The 15,462-nt window shown below is 38.3% G+C and carries 13 protein-coding genes; 6 read left to right on the top strand and 7 right to left on the bottom strand.

Annotated elements, in window-relative coordinates:
- Positions 1 to 177: 177 nt before the first annotated feature.
- Positions 178 to 753 (bottom strand): transposase, encoded by a 576-nt coding sequence (locus tag HWQ49_RS06190; RefSeq protein WP_188206734.1) that lies wholly within the window; start codon positions 751 to 753, stop codon positions 178 to 180.
- Between the two features lie 166 nt (positions 754 to 919).
- Positions 920 to 2,080, bottom strand: coding sequence for a M20 metallopeptidase family protein (locus HWQ49_RS06185; protein WP_188206733.1), 1,161 nt, complete (start codon positions 2,078 to 2,080; stop codon positions 920 to 922).
- Between the two features lie 200 nt (positions 2,081 to 2,280).
- On the opposite strand from HWQ49_RS06185, the gene HWQ49_RS06180 reads away from it, so the two are divergent.
- Genes HWQ49_RS06180 through HWQ49_RS06170 form a run of 3 tightly spaced genes read left to right on the top strand, consistent with a single transcriptional unit; the run spans position 2,281 to position 4,523 of the window.
- The gene (locus tag HWQ49_RS06180) at positions 2,281 to 2,673 is read left to right on the top strand and encodes a GntR family transcriptional regulator (protein ID WP_188206732.1); all 393 of its coding nucleotides are present in this window, start codon (positions 2,281 to 2,283) and stop codon (positions 2,671 to 2,673) included.
- Positions 2,666 to 3,544, top strand: coding sequence for an ABC transporter ATP-binding protein (locus HWQ49_RS06175; RefSeq protein WP_188206731.1), 879 nt, complete (start codon positions 2,666 to 2,668; stop codon positions 3,542 to 3,544). Before HWQ49_RS06180 ends, HWQ49_RS06175 begins: the two co-directional genes overlap by 8 nt.
- Positions 3,534 to 4,523, top strand: a complete 990-nt coding sequence (locus HWQ49_RS06170) for a hypothetical protein (protein WP_188206730.1) — start codon at positions 3,534 to 3,536, stop codon at positions 4,521 to 4,523. The genes HWQ49_RS06175 and HWQ49_RS06170 overlap by 11 nt, the downstream gene beginning before the upstream one ends.
- Positions 4,524 to 4,857: 334 nt before the next feature.
- Here HWQ49_RS06170 and HWQ49_RS06165 read toward each other — a convergent pair whose 3' ends face one another.
- On the bottom strand, positions 4,858 to 5,943 hold the full coding sequence (locus HWQ49_RS06165; protein ID WP_188206936.1) for an AI-2E family transporter: 1,086 nt from the start codon (positions 5,941 to 5,943) through the stop codon (positions 4,858 to 4,860).
- Between the two features lie 223 nt (positions 5,944 to 6,166).
- Between HWQ49_RS06165 and HWQ49_RS06160 the strand changes: the two genes are divergently transcribed.
- Positions 6,167 to 6,607 carry an IDEAL domain-containing protein gene (locus HWQ49_RS06160; protein ID WP_188206729.1) on the top strand — a complete coding sequence of 147 codons (441 nt, stop codon included), beginning with the start codon at positions 6,167 to 6,169 and terminating at the stop codon, positions 6,605 to 6,607.
- 38 nt (positions 6,608 to 6,645) lie between these two features.
- On the opposite strand, the gene HWQ49_RS06155 is transcribed toward HWQ49_RS06160, so the two are convergent.
- Positions 6,646 to 7,239: a hypothetical protein gene (locus HWQ49_RS06155; RefSeq protein ID WP_188206728.1), complete on the bottom strand. Its 594-nt coding sequence runs from the start codon at positions 7,237 to 7,239 to the stop codon at positions 6,646 to 6,648.
- A gap of 365 nt (positions 7,240 to 7,604) precedes the next feature.
- Here HWQ49_RS06155 and HWQ49_RS06150 point away from each other — a divergent pair, with 365 nt between their 5' ends.
- On the top strand, positions 7,605 to 9,095 hold the full coding sequence (locus HWQ49_RS06150; protein ID WP_317450914.1) for an APC family permease: 1,491 nt from the start codon (positions 7,605 to 7,607) through the stop codon (positions 9,093 to 9,095).
- A 1,063-nt stretch (positions 9,096 to 10,158) separates the two neighbouring features.
- Here HWQ49_RS06150 and HWQ49_RS06145 read toward each other — a convergent pair.
- Positions 10,159 to 11,523 carry a S41 family peptidase gene (locus HWQ49_RS06145; RefSeq protein ID WP_188206726.1) on the bottom strand — a complete coding sequence of 455 codons (1,365 nt, stop codon included), beginning with the start codon at positions 11,521 to 11,523 and terminating at the stop codon, positions 10,159 to 10,161.
- A gap of 220 nt (positions 11,524 to 11,743) precedes the next feature.
- Between HWQ49_RS06145 and HWQ49_RS06140 the strand changes: the two genes are divergently transcribed.
- Positions 11,744 to 11,968, top strand: a complete 225-nt coding sequence (locus HWQ49_RS06140; protein WP_188206725.1) for a CopG family transcriptional regulator — start codon at positions 11,744 to 11,746, stop codon at positions 11,966 to 11,968.
- 48 nt (positions 11,969 to 12,016) lie between these two features.
- Here the strand turns inward: HWQ49_RS06140 and HWQ49_RS06135 are convergent, their stop codons facing one another.
- Entirely contained in the window at positions 12,017 to 12,916 is a 900-nt protein-coding gene (locus HWQ49_RS06135; protein ID WP_188206724.1) for an accessory Sec system S-layer assembly protein, read from the bottom strand.
- 15 nt (positions 12,917 to 12,931) lie between these two features.
- Positions 12,932 to 15,319, bottom strand: a complete 2,388-nt coding sequence (gene secA2, locus HWQ49_RS06130; protein WP_188206723.1) for an accessory Sec system translocase SecA2 — start codon at positions 15,317 to 15,319, stop codon at positions 12,932 to 12,934.
- Between the last annotated feature and the right edge of the window lie 143 nt (positions 15,320 to 15,462).

The following is a 15,462-nucleotide window of genomic DNA, read 5'->3' as shown; positions in this document are numbered from 1 at the left end:
GAATTAAAACAACGAGGTGCTAAGGTGCACCTCGTTGTTTTTTATTCGTTCTTGCCAATGCTTTTTTTTAAGACTATTTATAAGCGCGAAGATTTCATCCCTCGCAGCTCTATCTGCTTTCCCTAAACCATCCCTTCAAGACTGCATTTATGTAGTTTATCTAGCAAGTTCAATAGTTTAATTTTTGTTTGATATGACCTTTTTCTGATCTGGACTCTCAACAAAATGGCAGTAATGAGATTTTTGTGAAACCACAGGCGGGTTGTAATAACTTAAAATGGATTCGAGATTCATATAGGCTGGTGGGCGAGATGAGGATTTATAGAAGTTATAGCTACTCCAGTGATATTCGGTTGGTTGATGGACCATTTGAGCTTTGACCGGGTTAAGGTGAATATATTTACTAGTCTCTAACATACCTTTCACGTCAGTAATGATTTGATCATAGAAGCGCTTCTCAAAGACATGACCAGTTAAACGGTAACGATTATTGTAGTAATTGGCATAACGTCTATTGATCAGTGCCATCAGTTTTGAAATGGATTGTTCTTGTGAACGAATTTGTAGGTGAAAGTGATTGGTCATAAGGCAGTAGGAAGCGGTTTCGAAGGGATATTTCTCAAAAACATCATCAAGTATGAGCTGGAATGCTGTGAAATCTCTATGATCCATAAATAGTGGGTCGCGTCTGTTACCTCGACAGACAATGTGATAATAGTACTGAGGAAGCCAAAGTCTTCGTTTTCTCGGCATGTAACTCGCTCACTTTCGATAAAATGTAAGGTTATGATTGGAAACAATAGAAAGGTAAATGGGGAGATAAAAGAAGCTAAAAAAATATCAACTCTATTTTACAATTAAATGATTGGATAATCCACTAACAACGTTCGACAAAAAACGGGAAGTGACAGGCACTTCCCTAAATAACAGCTCCTATAAAGGTTTTGGCGATGTTGATGATGGAGCGTTCATCGACGTTGAACATGGGGTGGTGGTGTGGGTAGTTTGCTCCTATTTCTGGGTTGCCTCCACCGATCACGAAGTAAACGCCGGGGATTTCTTCTTGGAAGTAAGCGTAATCTTCGCTTCCCATAAGTGGATCCATTAGTCCGACATTATTCTCGCCGAAGATGTCTTTACCGATTTGATAAAGTCGCTCTGATTCAACTGGGTCGTTATACATGGACGGACAGTCACGGACATAGTCAATTTCATAATTGGCACCTGCCGCCTCGCAGGTCATCTTAACCACATCGTGCATCGCTTGTTCAATCATATCACGAACTTCCGCGCTGTAAGTACGAACCGTTCCTTTTATGACAGCCTTTTCGGGAATCACATTATGTCCTTCACCACTATGAAAAGAACCCACCGTTACAGCTGCTGAATCCATTGGACTAACACGACGGCTTACGATTTGCTGAAGGTTGACCACAAGCTGACTGCCTGTCACCAGCGCATCAACCGTCATGTGTGGCATAGCACCATGGCCACCTTTACCTTTCACTTCGATGGTAAAATCGTCTTGAGCAGAAGAGACATATCCCTCGCGCACACCAAACTCGCCAACAGGAAGGTTAGACATGACGTGAGCGCCATAAATCAAATCCACTCCATCAAGACAACCATCATCAATCATCGGCTTGGCACCACCTGGAGTCATTTCCTCCCCAAATTGGTGAATAAATACGATTTTACCTGGGACCTCATCACGGACTTCACTTAAAACTTTCGCAACCCCTAATAATGCAGATGTATGAACATCATGTCCGCAAGCATGCATGGCATTAGGAATACGTGATTTATAATCAACTTCCTTTTCATCTTGAATCGGTAATGCATCGAAATCAGCACGTAAAGCGATGGTTTTTCCAGGCTTACCACCTTCTAAAGTACCAACAACACCACGACCACCAACACCAGTCTTCACCTCAAGGCCGAGACCTTCTAAAAAAGCAGCGATCTTTTTAGGAGTTTCTACCTCTTGGTGTGAAATTTCTGGGTACATATGCATATCCCGTCTGAAATCAACCAACTCAGGAAAAATAGATTCCAAACGACTAAAAAGCTGTTCAATCATTTATGTAACCTCCTTAAACTACATCAACCATAATTCCACCATTATAACACTTTACCCCAATAAAGAAAATGCCTAGACCCGAATTCGACAAGTGCCTGTCACTTAGGTCAGTTCGACAAAATCCGGGAAGTGACAGGCACCTATTGAAGTGTACTAATAAGTGTAGTACACTTAGTACAGTTGAATGTGAGGTGAGTTTTTTGCATATTTTGTTGGAGCCGACGAGCCATTATCCGATTTATGAGCAGATTATTCAGCAGGTTAAGGCCAACATCTTGCGTGGTGTGGTTATGGCAGGTGATCAGGTGCCATCTGTAAGAGAGATGTCCGCTCAGCTTACGGTCAATCCTAACACAGTCAGTAAGGCTTATAAGGAGCTTGAGCGTGAAGGAGTTTTTGTGACTTATCGCGGAAAAGGGACGTTTATTAGTGAAGATGTTCAAGAACTTGTTCACAAAAGGGAAGTGAAGCTATTGAAAGAACAAGCTGAACAAATTGTTGCAACAGCTAAACAAGTGGGTGTAACAAAAGAGGAAATGATGATCTGGATTGAAGAGATGTTTAAGGAAGAGGAGGGAGAAGCCCATGATTAAAGTAAGTGGCGTATCAAAATCAATTCATAAACAACCAATCTTAAATGATGTCCATTTCACCGTAAAACCAGGCACGATCACTGGATTAGTCGGAAGAAATGGAGCTGGTAAAACCACATTACTCAGGTTAATATCCGGAATACTTCAACCAAGTGAGGGTGCAATTACTGTCAATGAAAAGAATGTATTTCAACAACCTGAGATTAAGCAAGATATTGTCTTTGTCCCGGATTCCACCGATGCACTAAAGACTTATTCGATTAAAGAAATTGTTAAATTCTATCAAGTAGTTTACCCAAACTTTGACCAAGACTACTATTTTTCACTGCTTGAGCAATTTAATTTTAAAAAACACGGGAAAATCAAACAATTTTCTAAAGGGCAAAAAGCGCTTTTTTCACTAATTCTAGCTTTTTCAACGAATGCGAAATATATATTACTAGATGAGCCAACGGACGGCTTGGATGTCATTATTAAAAAGCAAATCCTTCAGTTTATTGCCGATCAAGTGGCAAATAAGGATGTTTCTATTATTATTTCGTCACATCGCTTAGACGAACTTGAAAGATTAGCCGATCATATCGTCGTCTTAAAGGACGGCGCGGTTGATTCACAAATGGAAATGGATCAGCTTAAACAACAATATAAGAAAGTCCAAGTGGCTTACCAACACAAATTCCCAGCAGAAATTAGTGAACATGTCGAGGTACTAAGTCAAACGGGCCGGGTGTCTGTCCTATTAATTGAAGCAGACGACAAAGGTACCGAAGCTAAGTTAAGAGAACATGAGCCTATTTTATACGAAGAGCTAGCATTAACATTAGAAGATATTTTTGTTGCAAAATTAGGAGGTGACCTATATGTTTCCTAAAGCCCTATGGATGAAAGAGTGGAAGCATTCAGTGCTCGTCTGTTTTGGGTTGTTATCTGTATTCTTACTGACATATCTAGTTCCTGTAACAACACGCTTTGATACTTGGCGTCATTGGCAGGAACACGAGCCTAGAATGTGGGAGCAAATGCAAGTCAATGAAATCAATCGTGTCTTTGATCCTAACTTCTTCGGAGTCATTTCTATCGGTGTGATTTTAATATTAGCAGGTGTCTTAATTGGTTTAGAAAGAAATACGAAACGTCATGACTTTAGCATGGCCTTACCGTTTTCACGTACACAAATGTACCTAACGAAATATTTATTAGGATTTCTAACTTTATTAATTAGTTACAACATATCATTTTGGTTAGGATGGTTAACCATCGCCCAATCTGAATTTGGTTATTTATTAAATGAGGTTGATTTATTTTACGTTTACCTATCACCATTCCTAGTTTATTTTCTGATCTACTCATTCGCAATGTTGGTTGGGACGATCGCTGGAGAGATTAAGGCACAACTAGTTCTGACGTTAATCTTTTTAATCTTTCCTCAGGGAATAATGGTGTTAATCGATCAATTACTGAGAGCACACAATACCGGGATTCATTTAATGGAACGTCTAGAATGGCTCTTTAAAGATCTGTTCTGGTTTAATTATTTAAATGCATTCTATTATGGAGAGCTCAATTTGTTTATTCCAGCGACTGCTGCGGTCATCTTTATTATTGCAGGCGTGGCCATTTACCAAAGAACCCCGTCTGAATATAGTGGTGAATTCCTCATGTTTAGATCGTTACATCCAATCTTTGCATTTGGTATTCCGATTTGTGCCTCACTACTTGGAGGTTTTATCGTGTCAAGTATGGCACCATACAACGCAGGAGTTGGAATGACTGTCATCTTCTATTGGATCGGATTACTAATTGCATTATTCTTCTCGTGGAAAATAACAAAGAAATTACTGAAAAGGTAATCATTAAAAACATTACACAAGAAGCTAGCACTTATCTAATGAAGTGCTAGTTTTTCTTTTTTGTTCGCTCTGTTAAAGTCCGTTGTTGTTATGGTGCTTCGCTTTCGGTGGACGCTTTCCGCGGGCACGGCTTCAGCTAACTTGGGAAGAAAAAGCACTTCCCAAGTGGATCTTCAGCTCGTGCTGTTCCCGCAGGAGTCGCCACCTTCGCTCTCACCATACAACAACTAAGCGAAAATCTTTTTATTAATAAAGCCTTTCTGTTAGGCTCTGTTATGAAGAAATAAGCCCAGCTAGTATAAAAAAGTCCTTGGCACTAGCCAAGGACTCTTTATTACTCGAAGGCATCTCGATTCCTTAATTTAATAATTCGATAGATATGACTGAAAATAACTTTGATTACAGCATAGGTAGGTACAGCAATAATCATCGCTACAATTCCACCAAATCTTCCAGCAAATAGTAAGAGGAAGATAATCGTAATCGGATGAATTTGCAGCTTCTTACCCATTACCTGTGGTGCAATTAGGTTACTTTCAATTTGCTGAATGACGACCACAATGATAATGACCAATAAAGCTGTGAATGGAGATTCTAAAATTCCCACAATAACTCCCGGAATAGTTCCAATCCATGGACCGATAAACGGAATGAAATTAGTGAATAAAGCAATCGCAGCTAGAATTAAAGCGAAAGGTAAATCGATGATCATATAACCGATATAAACCAAAACGCCGACACAACAGCTGACGATAATTTGTCCTTGAATGTATGAACTTAAGGCATCATCCATCTCATCTAAAATACCACCAACATCATCCTGATAACGTTTAGGTAAGAATCCAATCACCCGTTTAGGTAAACGCTCACCGTCTTTTAATAAATAGAACAGTATAAACGGTACCACAACAATCGTAATGACGATGTTAAAAACAACACCTAAGTAATGTGTAATTTGAGTAGCAACGGTTGAAAAGATTTCTGTCAAACGATCTTCTAATCCTTCAAAAAACTCGGTAATCGCGTCTTCCTCTGGAGAGATTCGAGAAAACCAATCACTTGCTTGAATGTTGAGTAACATCTGGTTGGCATCGTCAACTAGGTCAGGCAAATTATTAACAAGGTTATTAAACTGTCTTTGTAACTCAGGTGCAATAACCATAACAAGGCCAGTTAGAACCCCAATTCCACAAATAAAGACGAGCAATACCGAGAGTGGTCTTGGGATATATTTGGATACAAAGTCCACAAAAGGCCTAGTTAAGTAATAAAGAATACCAGCAATAATGACTGGGATAAATAATGTCTGGAATAAAATAAAAATCGGCTCGAAAATAAATTTAACTTTAGTCGCTAAAAAGACAATAATTAAAATAATAATGATCGCATAGCCAAAACGAAACCATTTTCCATCAGGCATAACCTTCACCAACTTTCTCCTCAAAAATCTCTTTCGCTCTGTATGTATTAATTATTTCTCATTTTAATATAGTAGATAACAATTATCTATTATTATGGTAAAAAAATCTATGAAATAAACATCGTCAATTCAATAACAAATTTGTTTTTCTTTAATTTTTTCCTTATTTGTTGCATACTTATAATAAACAGAATTTTCAAACTATACCCTTGGGGTGGTGGAGATGCAATCGGTAAAATTTTTAAAGCCATACTATGTGAAGAAGGATGACCGGTTTGTCAGGGTGATTTTAGCCTACCAGTACTTCTCGATTATTATGGATGAAAAGGTATATCATTTTATCCCATTAGAGTCACGAGAAATTGTTTTGGACCGCTTTAACCGTGAAATAGTCAATAAGCATGATCAGTTTGTCTTTCAGAAAGGAGCCACTTATGTCAAATTCCCTTTAATTGAGTTGATGGGTTTTGATTCATTTGAAGAGCAATTGGGTGACATAACGGATGAGCACTTCGATGAAAAGCAAAGAATCTCCCACGTAGAAGTAGATTTAGTGATTTCAGAACTCGTTCACCAAAATGTTGATCGATTAATTGATCAAGCTTTATTAGAAGGCGATAAAGAGAAGTTCAGCATGTTGACTAGTCAATATTATTCAAGATAATAAGAAAAATTAGCGGATTGGAGACTATATCCAATCCGCTATTCACGTTCACTCAGCCATGAATTGACTTCATCAAATATGTCATTTTTAATTTCGTCCTTTTTAGAATGATAACGATCTTTAAATTCATCAACGATCTCATCTGATAATCCATATTCGTTAACTGCTTCTTCTAAATGGCTAGTTAACTCCTCAAACTGTTGGTCGGCTTCTGCTTCAATGTCGTTAGCTTCCCGTTCATACTGAAGTAAATTCATCCCTTGTGAAAATAACCCCTCACTAAGGTCAACTTCCTCTAAGACAACATCTCTAAGGTTCTCAATTTCTGTTAAAATACTTTGTTCAAGACGTTCGAACTCATTCTCATACTGTTCCACCAGGTCATCACCTGTCTCAGCTGATACCTGGCTTTCACTTTGAATTTGATCATAATCAATATCTGGAGGTGTATCATAATCTGGTTCTTGAAATGAAACGGTCGCTTCTTCTTCATCCACTTCCTCTTGCCCCTCGTCAAGATTATTGGATAAGATACCTGCGTGATCGAATGATGAAACATCGGAATAATGAAAAATGAGCTGGTAAGAAAAATAAGCAAAGATGATCATAAAGACTAAAAAGAATTTACGCATACTAGACAACCTACCTTTCCTTAGAGCATTGTTGCCAAAATTATCCGTCAATATACTCCAAGAATTCCCCATAACTCCACAAAATATCCGAAAATTTTCTGCATTGTACAATATGGAGATATTACAAGCACAAAACTGTCCAAAAACTTTTATATGCTCTCGCAGATGATTAAAAACCTAATTTCCCTAATGCTAAGTTTTATTGGTAAAATAATTCTGTCTAATCAAAAAGCTCTGTTATAAAATGGATGGAATAAATTCTCTATTTCATAAATCATTAGTTTCGTGTATAACAGAGTATGCGAATATCCTTTTACGTTTTGGGATATTGTAAAAAAATAAACAGAATAAAGGGGTTTTTATACGTGAGTGAGAGGACGGATCAATCACTAACGAGAAAGAAATTAGACAAAACGTTAAAACCACATTGGGTATGGGCCATTGCGTTAGGCTCCTCAATAGGTTGGGCATCGTTTGTTATGCCGGCGACATGGATGGGACAAGCCGGTCCATTAGGAGTTATTCTAGGTTTAACCATTGGTGCATTACTGATGGTCATTATCGCCATTAGTTATGGAGTCTTAATTCGTAACTACCCTGTTTCAGGTGGCGAGTTTGCATATGCGTTTCTTAGTTTAAGTCGTGTTCACGCCTATATTAGTGGATGGTTCTTAACATTAGGTTACATATGTATTGTCGCATTAAACGCAACCGCATTTTCATTGATGCTGAAGTTTATCTTCCCTAATTTTATCGAACAAATGAAAATTTATGAGATTGCGGGTTGGGAAGTTTATTTAACTGAAATTATTTTTGCTACTATTTTAATTGGTATTTTCACATTGCTTAATATTCGTGGAGCAGGGTTATCAGGTCGAATGCAATTTACATTCGTTGCCATTTTAATCCTTGGTGTATTGGCGATTACGACGATGATGACATCAAACCCAGATACATCCTTTAGTAACTTAAGTCCAGTATTTTCACCAGAAATATCATCACTAGCAGCGATCTTAACCATGGTAGCTATTGCGCCATTTGCGTATGTTGGTTTTGATAATGTACCACAAGCCGCAGAGGAGTTTAAGTTCTCTTCTAAAAAAGCTCTATCATTAATTGTCTTAGCGATCTTTTTCGCAGCAGGCATTTATTCATTAATGATTGTCGCAACAGGTGTCGCAGCGCCATGGCAGCAAATTTCAGATGCTAATCATTCTTGGGGTACTGGTTATGTTGTACAAGAGATTCTAGGTAATGGTGGTTTAGTCATATTAGCTGTTGCATTATCAATGGGTATTTTCACCGGTTTAAATGGATTCTTAATTTCTTCAAGCCGTGTGTTATTCGCCATGTCTCGTGGTAAAGTACTACCTAAACCATTCTCAAAATTACACCCTAAATATAACACGCCATATATTGCGTTAATTTTCGCAGCTTTAGTCGCGATTATCGCGCCGTGGTTTGGTCGTGAAGTATTAGGTTGGGTTGTTGATATGTCTTCTGTTGGTGTATCGATTGCATTCTTCTATACAACTTATACAGCTTATAAGTTATTAAAATGGAATGATGACGGATCAGACTTTGATCCTGAGAAAAATATCGTCTCACCAGGTAAGAAGTTTGTCGCTTTACTAGGTATGATTGCAAGTGTATCCTTCCTAGCACTATTATTAATACCTGGTTCACCAGCAGCATTAGGTATGGAATCATTAGTTGCCCTAATTGTATGGGTAGTCATCGGTGCAGTTTTCTACCTATTTATTAAAAAGGATTTAGCTACCTATTCACGTGAAGAATTAGCTTACTTAATCCTAGGTAACGATAAATTTAAACTGAAAAAAGAAGAAGATCAGTAGAGTTTCAGTATTAAGCTGTCCCAGATGTGATTAGAATGCACATTTGGGGCAGTTTTTTTATCGGGATAGCCACTTTTATTCCACGACTTAGATTTCTAACTGAGGGACTCGATAGAGAGGGGGGAGGGGAGGCTCAATGCCGATAAGTATCGCGCGAACCGGTCTAAGGTCAAAGAGAAGCGGTCTCAATGCCGGTAAGTAGCACGCGAACCGGTCTAAGGTCAAAGAGAAGTGGTCTCAATGCCGATAAGTAGCACGCGAACCGGTCTAAGGTCAAAGATAAGCGATCTCAATGCCGATAAGTATCGCGCGAACCGGTCTAAGGTCAAAGAGAAACGGTCTCAATGCCGATAAGTAGCACGCGAACCAGCCTAAGGTCAAAGATAAGCGGTCTCAATGCCGATAAGTAGCGAGCGAACCAGCCTAAGGTCGAAGAGAAGGGATCTCAATGCCGAAAAGTAGCCCGTGAGCAGCCTAAGGTCAAAGAGAAGTCCAAGTCTTCATAATACGTCCATCGAAAACGAAGCACCATAACAATGACGGACAATAACCTTACCTAACAAAAAATTTCAACCTCTTTTTCCAACCATTCCTGACTAAATTCCCCATCACATCATCAAAAAGACATTTAAGATTTTCAACAATCCCGATCGGGTTAATCAGGTTTTAGAGTAGACTTGGTCTAAGGTTGGGGGTTAATTATAACTATTATCTTTTAATAATTATTTTAAAAACATGAATAAATTTTGTCCAAAACCGTCAATATTTTACCTTTTTGCTATTTTATTTTTCAACGAGCAGGTCATTGTAATAATTATTTATCTATAATAAAATAAAATCAACCTCGATCATAAAGGTTATTTAGACGCTATCTTTTTTGCCATCCAGTCATGTGGGTGGTTCTTTTTTTGCTTAGAATGCCTTAGTTTAAAATTATTTGACCTAGTTTAGATACTAGCAAACGGTAAATCTTGGTGGTTTTACGTAAGTGAATAAGAGGGGGGACGGCCTGCTAACGGACCGTAATATTCTTCCACAACCCCTCTTAACGTTTAAGCATAAATTACTCACTTACATTCACTCGAACAATCACTCCTTCTTTGGAGCGATTCCCTTCATTATTCTCCCAACCAGGATGAATATAGATGGCATACTCACCATCTTCTTCTAATGATTGATCAGGCGTTAGCTCGTATTCTTGCTCATCTTTTTGACTTAGGCTAAAATCAACGTCACTACCACCTAAATCAATGAACTCGATCTGCTCTTCTAAGCTTGATAGGTTAGCTTGGTCATTTAAGGCAATCGTAAATTGATGATTAGGAGATACCTCGGTAATTTGTTCAAATTGATCATATTCTAGTTGTTCGTTTAACTGATCCCAATGTGCGTCTTCTAATGGTAGATCTGTTGACTCATCAGGTTCTACACCTTGATTATGAATCTTGTTTCCTAAAGGAGATAAAAACTCAGCAACGCTTAATTTAACACCTCCAAGACCATCATCTAAGTAAAAGATCTGTTGCATCAGTCCCTTTCCGAAAGTTGTCTCTCCATATAATGTCGCTAGCTGTTCATCTTTTAGTGCTGCTGCAACAATTTCGGACGCGCTGGCACTATATTGGTTGATGAGTAGGCTAACAGGTGTTTCAAAAGTGATGTCCTGTTTGATGACTCCGTAAGTGCGAGAGTAATCATTGAAATTCGCTGCCATCATTGTGTCTACTTCTGGAAACATACCTAATAATTCTTGAGCGGAGCCAAGATAGCCACCTGAGTTAAAACGAAGGTCCAAAATCCAGCTGTCAACATCATTCAAAGACTGAACTTGTTCTAAAACTTCATCGATTAAATCGTCGGAAAATGACTCAATACTTAAATATCCAATGTCACCGCCAAGACGTGTTGAAGTAACCACTGGTATGTCAATGCTCTCTCGTGTGACTTCAACGTCAAATTCATCATCATCACGGAAAACCGTTAATACAACACTAGTATTCTCTTCACCAGCAATTAATAGCGAGGCTTCATCACTAGATTTATTAGCTAATGAAGTGCCATCGACATGGGTAATGATATCCCCTGGAGTTAGTTCTGCTTCATCGGCTGGAGATCCTTCATAAACATTTTGGATCAATACCCCATCTTCAACCATTTCGAAGGCGATCCCAATACCGACAAATGATTGGTTAATGTCCTCTTCAAATTGTTTTAGTTGTTCTTCAGTTAAGTAATCACTGTAAGGGTCTAGTGATTCAAATAATGTTTCAACATCTTCATCAAATATTGCTGGGTCGACATCTTCATAATAGAAGCTTTCTACAAACGGGCGAACATCATCTGTTGTCACGGTATTCGCTGAAATTGATAGTGTCGGTAGCAACAAAGTGGTAATCATTAGCAAGATTAATAGATTTAAGCGTTTCATTTTGGTTCCTCCCATATTTTATGTATTTACCATGAGCTTAATAGTCTTTATACTAATATTTATAGTCATATAACCATTCGAAAGTTTTGTGTGTGTGGTGAATGTTACTCAGCACTTTTTATACTTTTTGTTAACAAGACCATATCGTTCGACAAGTACTGATAAAAACTTTACAATTTTAAAAAATGACCGTATGATATAGAGTAGGGGGTTTGAGCAAATGTCGAAAAAGAAATTAAGTATCACTGTTCAGGAAGATCTACATAAACAAGTAGAAAAACGTGCCAACCAATTAGGTATTTCTAAAAGTGCTTTTGTTGCATTTGCTTCTAGTTACTTTTTAAATCAATTAGAGCATCTAGAAAAAACCACTAAAGGTTATGACATAAATGTTTATGAATTACTGAAAAATAACATGGAAATGCAAAAAGAGACTTCTGAATAACAACATTAAGTGAAAGGTCAGGTGATTATCACCTGACCTTTTTCTATCTTAGGATTCTCTTGGTGGGTAGGCTTTCCACTTTGATAAGTCAGCATCTGGGTTTAGTACTAAATCTTTTGGAAAGATAAAGTTCCAGGGCTTACTGGTGTTGGCTTGCACTTGAAAGTCTGCTAGTTTAAATCCACCTTTTGCGATGACTTCTCCGTGACGGTCCTCGACAACAAGTGGTACTTGTTCAAGGTTCAAGGTCTTTTGGCTACCATTACGAATAAGCATTGTTACTTGTAATGAGCCATCTTCCTTCATTTTAGCTTCTAGGCCCATAAAATTAACTTCACCAGGCTTTGGTGGTTGAAGAGATTTAGTGAGCTGCTCAAGCTTAGATTTATCTTGCTCGGCTAATGATTTCTCCCAAGAATCTTCTAAATCTAGACGATGCTCCTTCTTCAATTCAAAGGCTAGCTGAAAATCTTCTTTCGGTAATTCAGTTAATGGGACAAACAGGTCGTTTTCACTAAAAGTAAATAACCATGGACGACTTGAGTTAGGAGGGAGTTCGCCAAGCTCAGATAGGTCAAAGGATTTTCTTCCTAACTTTTTACCGTCATCATCAAGTAACAAGAGCGATGTATGCTCAAGTGAGATTTTCTTCGGTAGAGAGTGGCGTACAAAAGCTCCAACTTCAACTATGTTGTTCTCATTGATTCTAAGCTCAAAACCAGCAAGTGATAACTGGTTGGGCTTTAAAGGTTCTAAACCATTATTTTGAAATTGATAGACATAAAAATCCTCCTCGTCCATCGTCCACTGAGGATGAATCGATAGCTCGGGGTGAATCGATTGATTTGTATCATCTTGACCAACATCGGAAATAACCTCGTTGGCATCAACGGTCATATTTTTCCCTTTAGCTGATTTCTTTTGTCTTTTCCTAAATGGGTTTTTCATGCTAAGTCCTCCTAATTAATTAGTAACTTTGGCTTTCTCTTCAGCATTCTTTTGTAAAATATACCGAATTTGGTTTGCTAATTGCTCGATCCAGCCACCTTGTATTTCGTGAAACGCATGCTTAAATAAATCAAAGCCGTCTTCTTGATATAAGCGAATCGGGTCTTCTTGTTGGTAGTGTCTCACACCAATTCCTTCTTTTAATCGGTTCATTTGTTCTAAATGTTTAACCCAATTTTGGTCAATCACAGATAAGCAGATGGCACGCATCTTTGGCTGTAAGTTTTTAACCTGTTTAAACTGCTTGGCGATATCAGTATAGGATTTCGCTAGTTCATCGACTTGTTCAAACAATTCTTCTTCATCCTCGAAGGTTCGGTTAGCTAAATCAATGGCTAAACCAGGGAAGATTCGTATAAGTTGTTGTTCAAGTTTGTCTAACGGCCATTCTTCTGGTGTTAAAGTATCTGGACAATATTTTATAGCAATAGCCTTGGCGTAATCAGCGATTTGATCTGATATTAGGTCAATTGGATCTTCAGTCGTTAGCACTCGGTCACGATACTCATAGATGATCTTACGCTGGTCATTGACAACATCGTCTAGCTTTAAATTGAACTCACGAATAGAGAAGTTGCTACCTTCAGACATCTTTTGTGCCATGTTCATAAATTTATGGATATCTTTATTTAAGATTTGTCCATTGTCGGCAATCTCTAGCGACTTTTCTTTCTTTTCTCTTTCTTCACTTGCGAAACGATTAATGATCTCGTCTTCTAGTGAAATGATGAATTTCGTTTCGCCTGGGTCACCTTGTCGTCCTGAACGACCTTTTAACTGGTTATCGATACGGCGTGAACCGTGGCGTTCTGTACCGATTACACATAGACCACCTAATTCTTTCACACCTTCACCTAGCATAATGTCTGTTCCACGACCTGCCACATTAGTCGCAACAGTAATTTGCCCTTTTTGACCGGCAAGTGAGATCAGCTTAACTTCTTGCTCCACACTTTTCGCATTTAACAGTTCGAAAGGTAGACCAGCCTCATCTAAATATTCAGCAACTTGTTCCGATTGAATGATGGATGTGGTTCCGATCAATACAGGTTGTCCTTTAGCATGACGTTCTTTAACTTCTTTAACTAACTCTTTATATTTGTTTTCTTTCGTATCAAAAACAATGTCCGTATGGTCTTGACGAATGACAGGTTTGTTCGTAGGAACCTGAACCACATTCATCCCATAAACATGTTGAAATTCTTTTTCTTCTGTCTTAGCAGTCCCCGTCATCCCAGAGAGAGTAGGGTACATGCGAAAATAGTTTTGGACAGTGATGTTAGCTTGTGTTTTATTTTCTTCGGTAATCTCTAAGCCTTCTTTAGCTTCGATTGCCTGGTGTAGTCCATCTGATAAGGTTCTTCCTTCCATCACACGGCCAGTATACATATCGATCAGTTTAATTTCACCTTGATCGACGATATAATCCACATCGCGTTCAAACATGACGCGCGCTCGGACTGCTTGAATCATGTAGTGGTAGAGTGTCCTATGCTCAAGGTCGAATAAGTTATCAATACCAAATGCGCGTTCAACCTTAGTGATGCCGTCTTCAGCTAGGCTAGTCGCTTTAGTTTCAGGGTCGAAAATATAGTCTTGGTCAGCTTTAAAAGACTTAGCTAGCTGAGCACAAACGCGTTGTAGTTTTTCACTACCTTGAGTTTTTCCAGCAATAATTAATGGCGTTTTAGCTTCATCGATTAAGACACTATCAATCTCGTCAATAATTGCATAGTGGAAAGGGCGTTGTACTTTATCATGAATATTTTGAACCATATGGTCTCTTAGAAAATCAAAGCCAAACTCATTACCTAATCCGTAAGTAATATCGGCTTGATAGGCTTGCTTTTTCTGAGAAGGGGATAGCTGAGGAACATTTAACCCGACAGATAACCCAAGAAACTCATGAATTGGACCAATTAATTCTTTGTCACGCTGAGCTAAGTATTCGTTAACCGTGACAATATGTACCCCTTTACCTTCAAGTGCTCTTAAATAGCTTGGTAGAGAGGCAACAAGAGTCTTACCTTCACCAGTAGCCATCTCAGCAATATGCCCTTCACAAAGGACAAGCCCACCGATTAGCTGAACATCAAAATGTCTAAGACCAAGTACACGCTTGGAAGCTTCCCTAACCACTGCAAAGGCGTCAGCTTGAATATCATAGATAGTTTGGCCGTTTTCCAGCTGTTCCTTGAAATAGTCTGTCATATTTTGTAACTCAGCATCAGAATAAGATTCGTACTTTTCTTCTAAACTATTTATTTTTTTGACAACTTTTTGATAGCTCCTTAATTGTCTATAAGATGCATCACTCATATATTTTTTTATCGATTGAATCATGATCGTTCGCTCCTAATTTTGAATTTGTCACAATTATTAGCACTACTTGCATTATAATATAGTTTACTAGGTAATTAAATGGCAATGTTTATGTATATTTTGGACTATTCAACTTCATAGAGTTGATGTGTAAAATATAGATA

The sequence above is a fragment of the Alkalibacillus aidingensis genome (assembly GCF_014595945.1).
Lineage (GTDB): Bacteria > Bacillota > Bacilli > Bacillales > Alkalibacillaceae > Alkalibacillus > Alkalibacillus aidingensis.
Note: the sequence above shows the minus strand (reverse complement) of the source record. Positions and strands in the feature narration are given on the sequence as shown.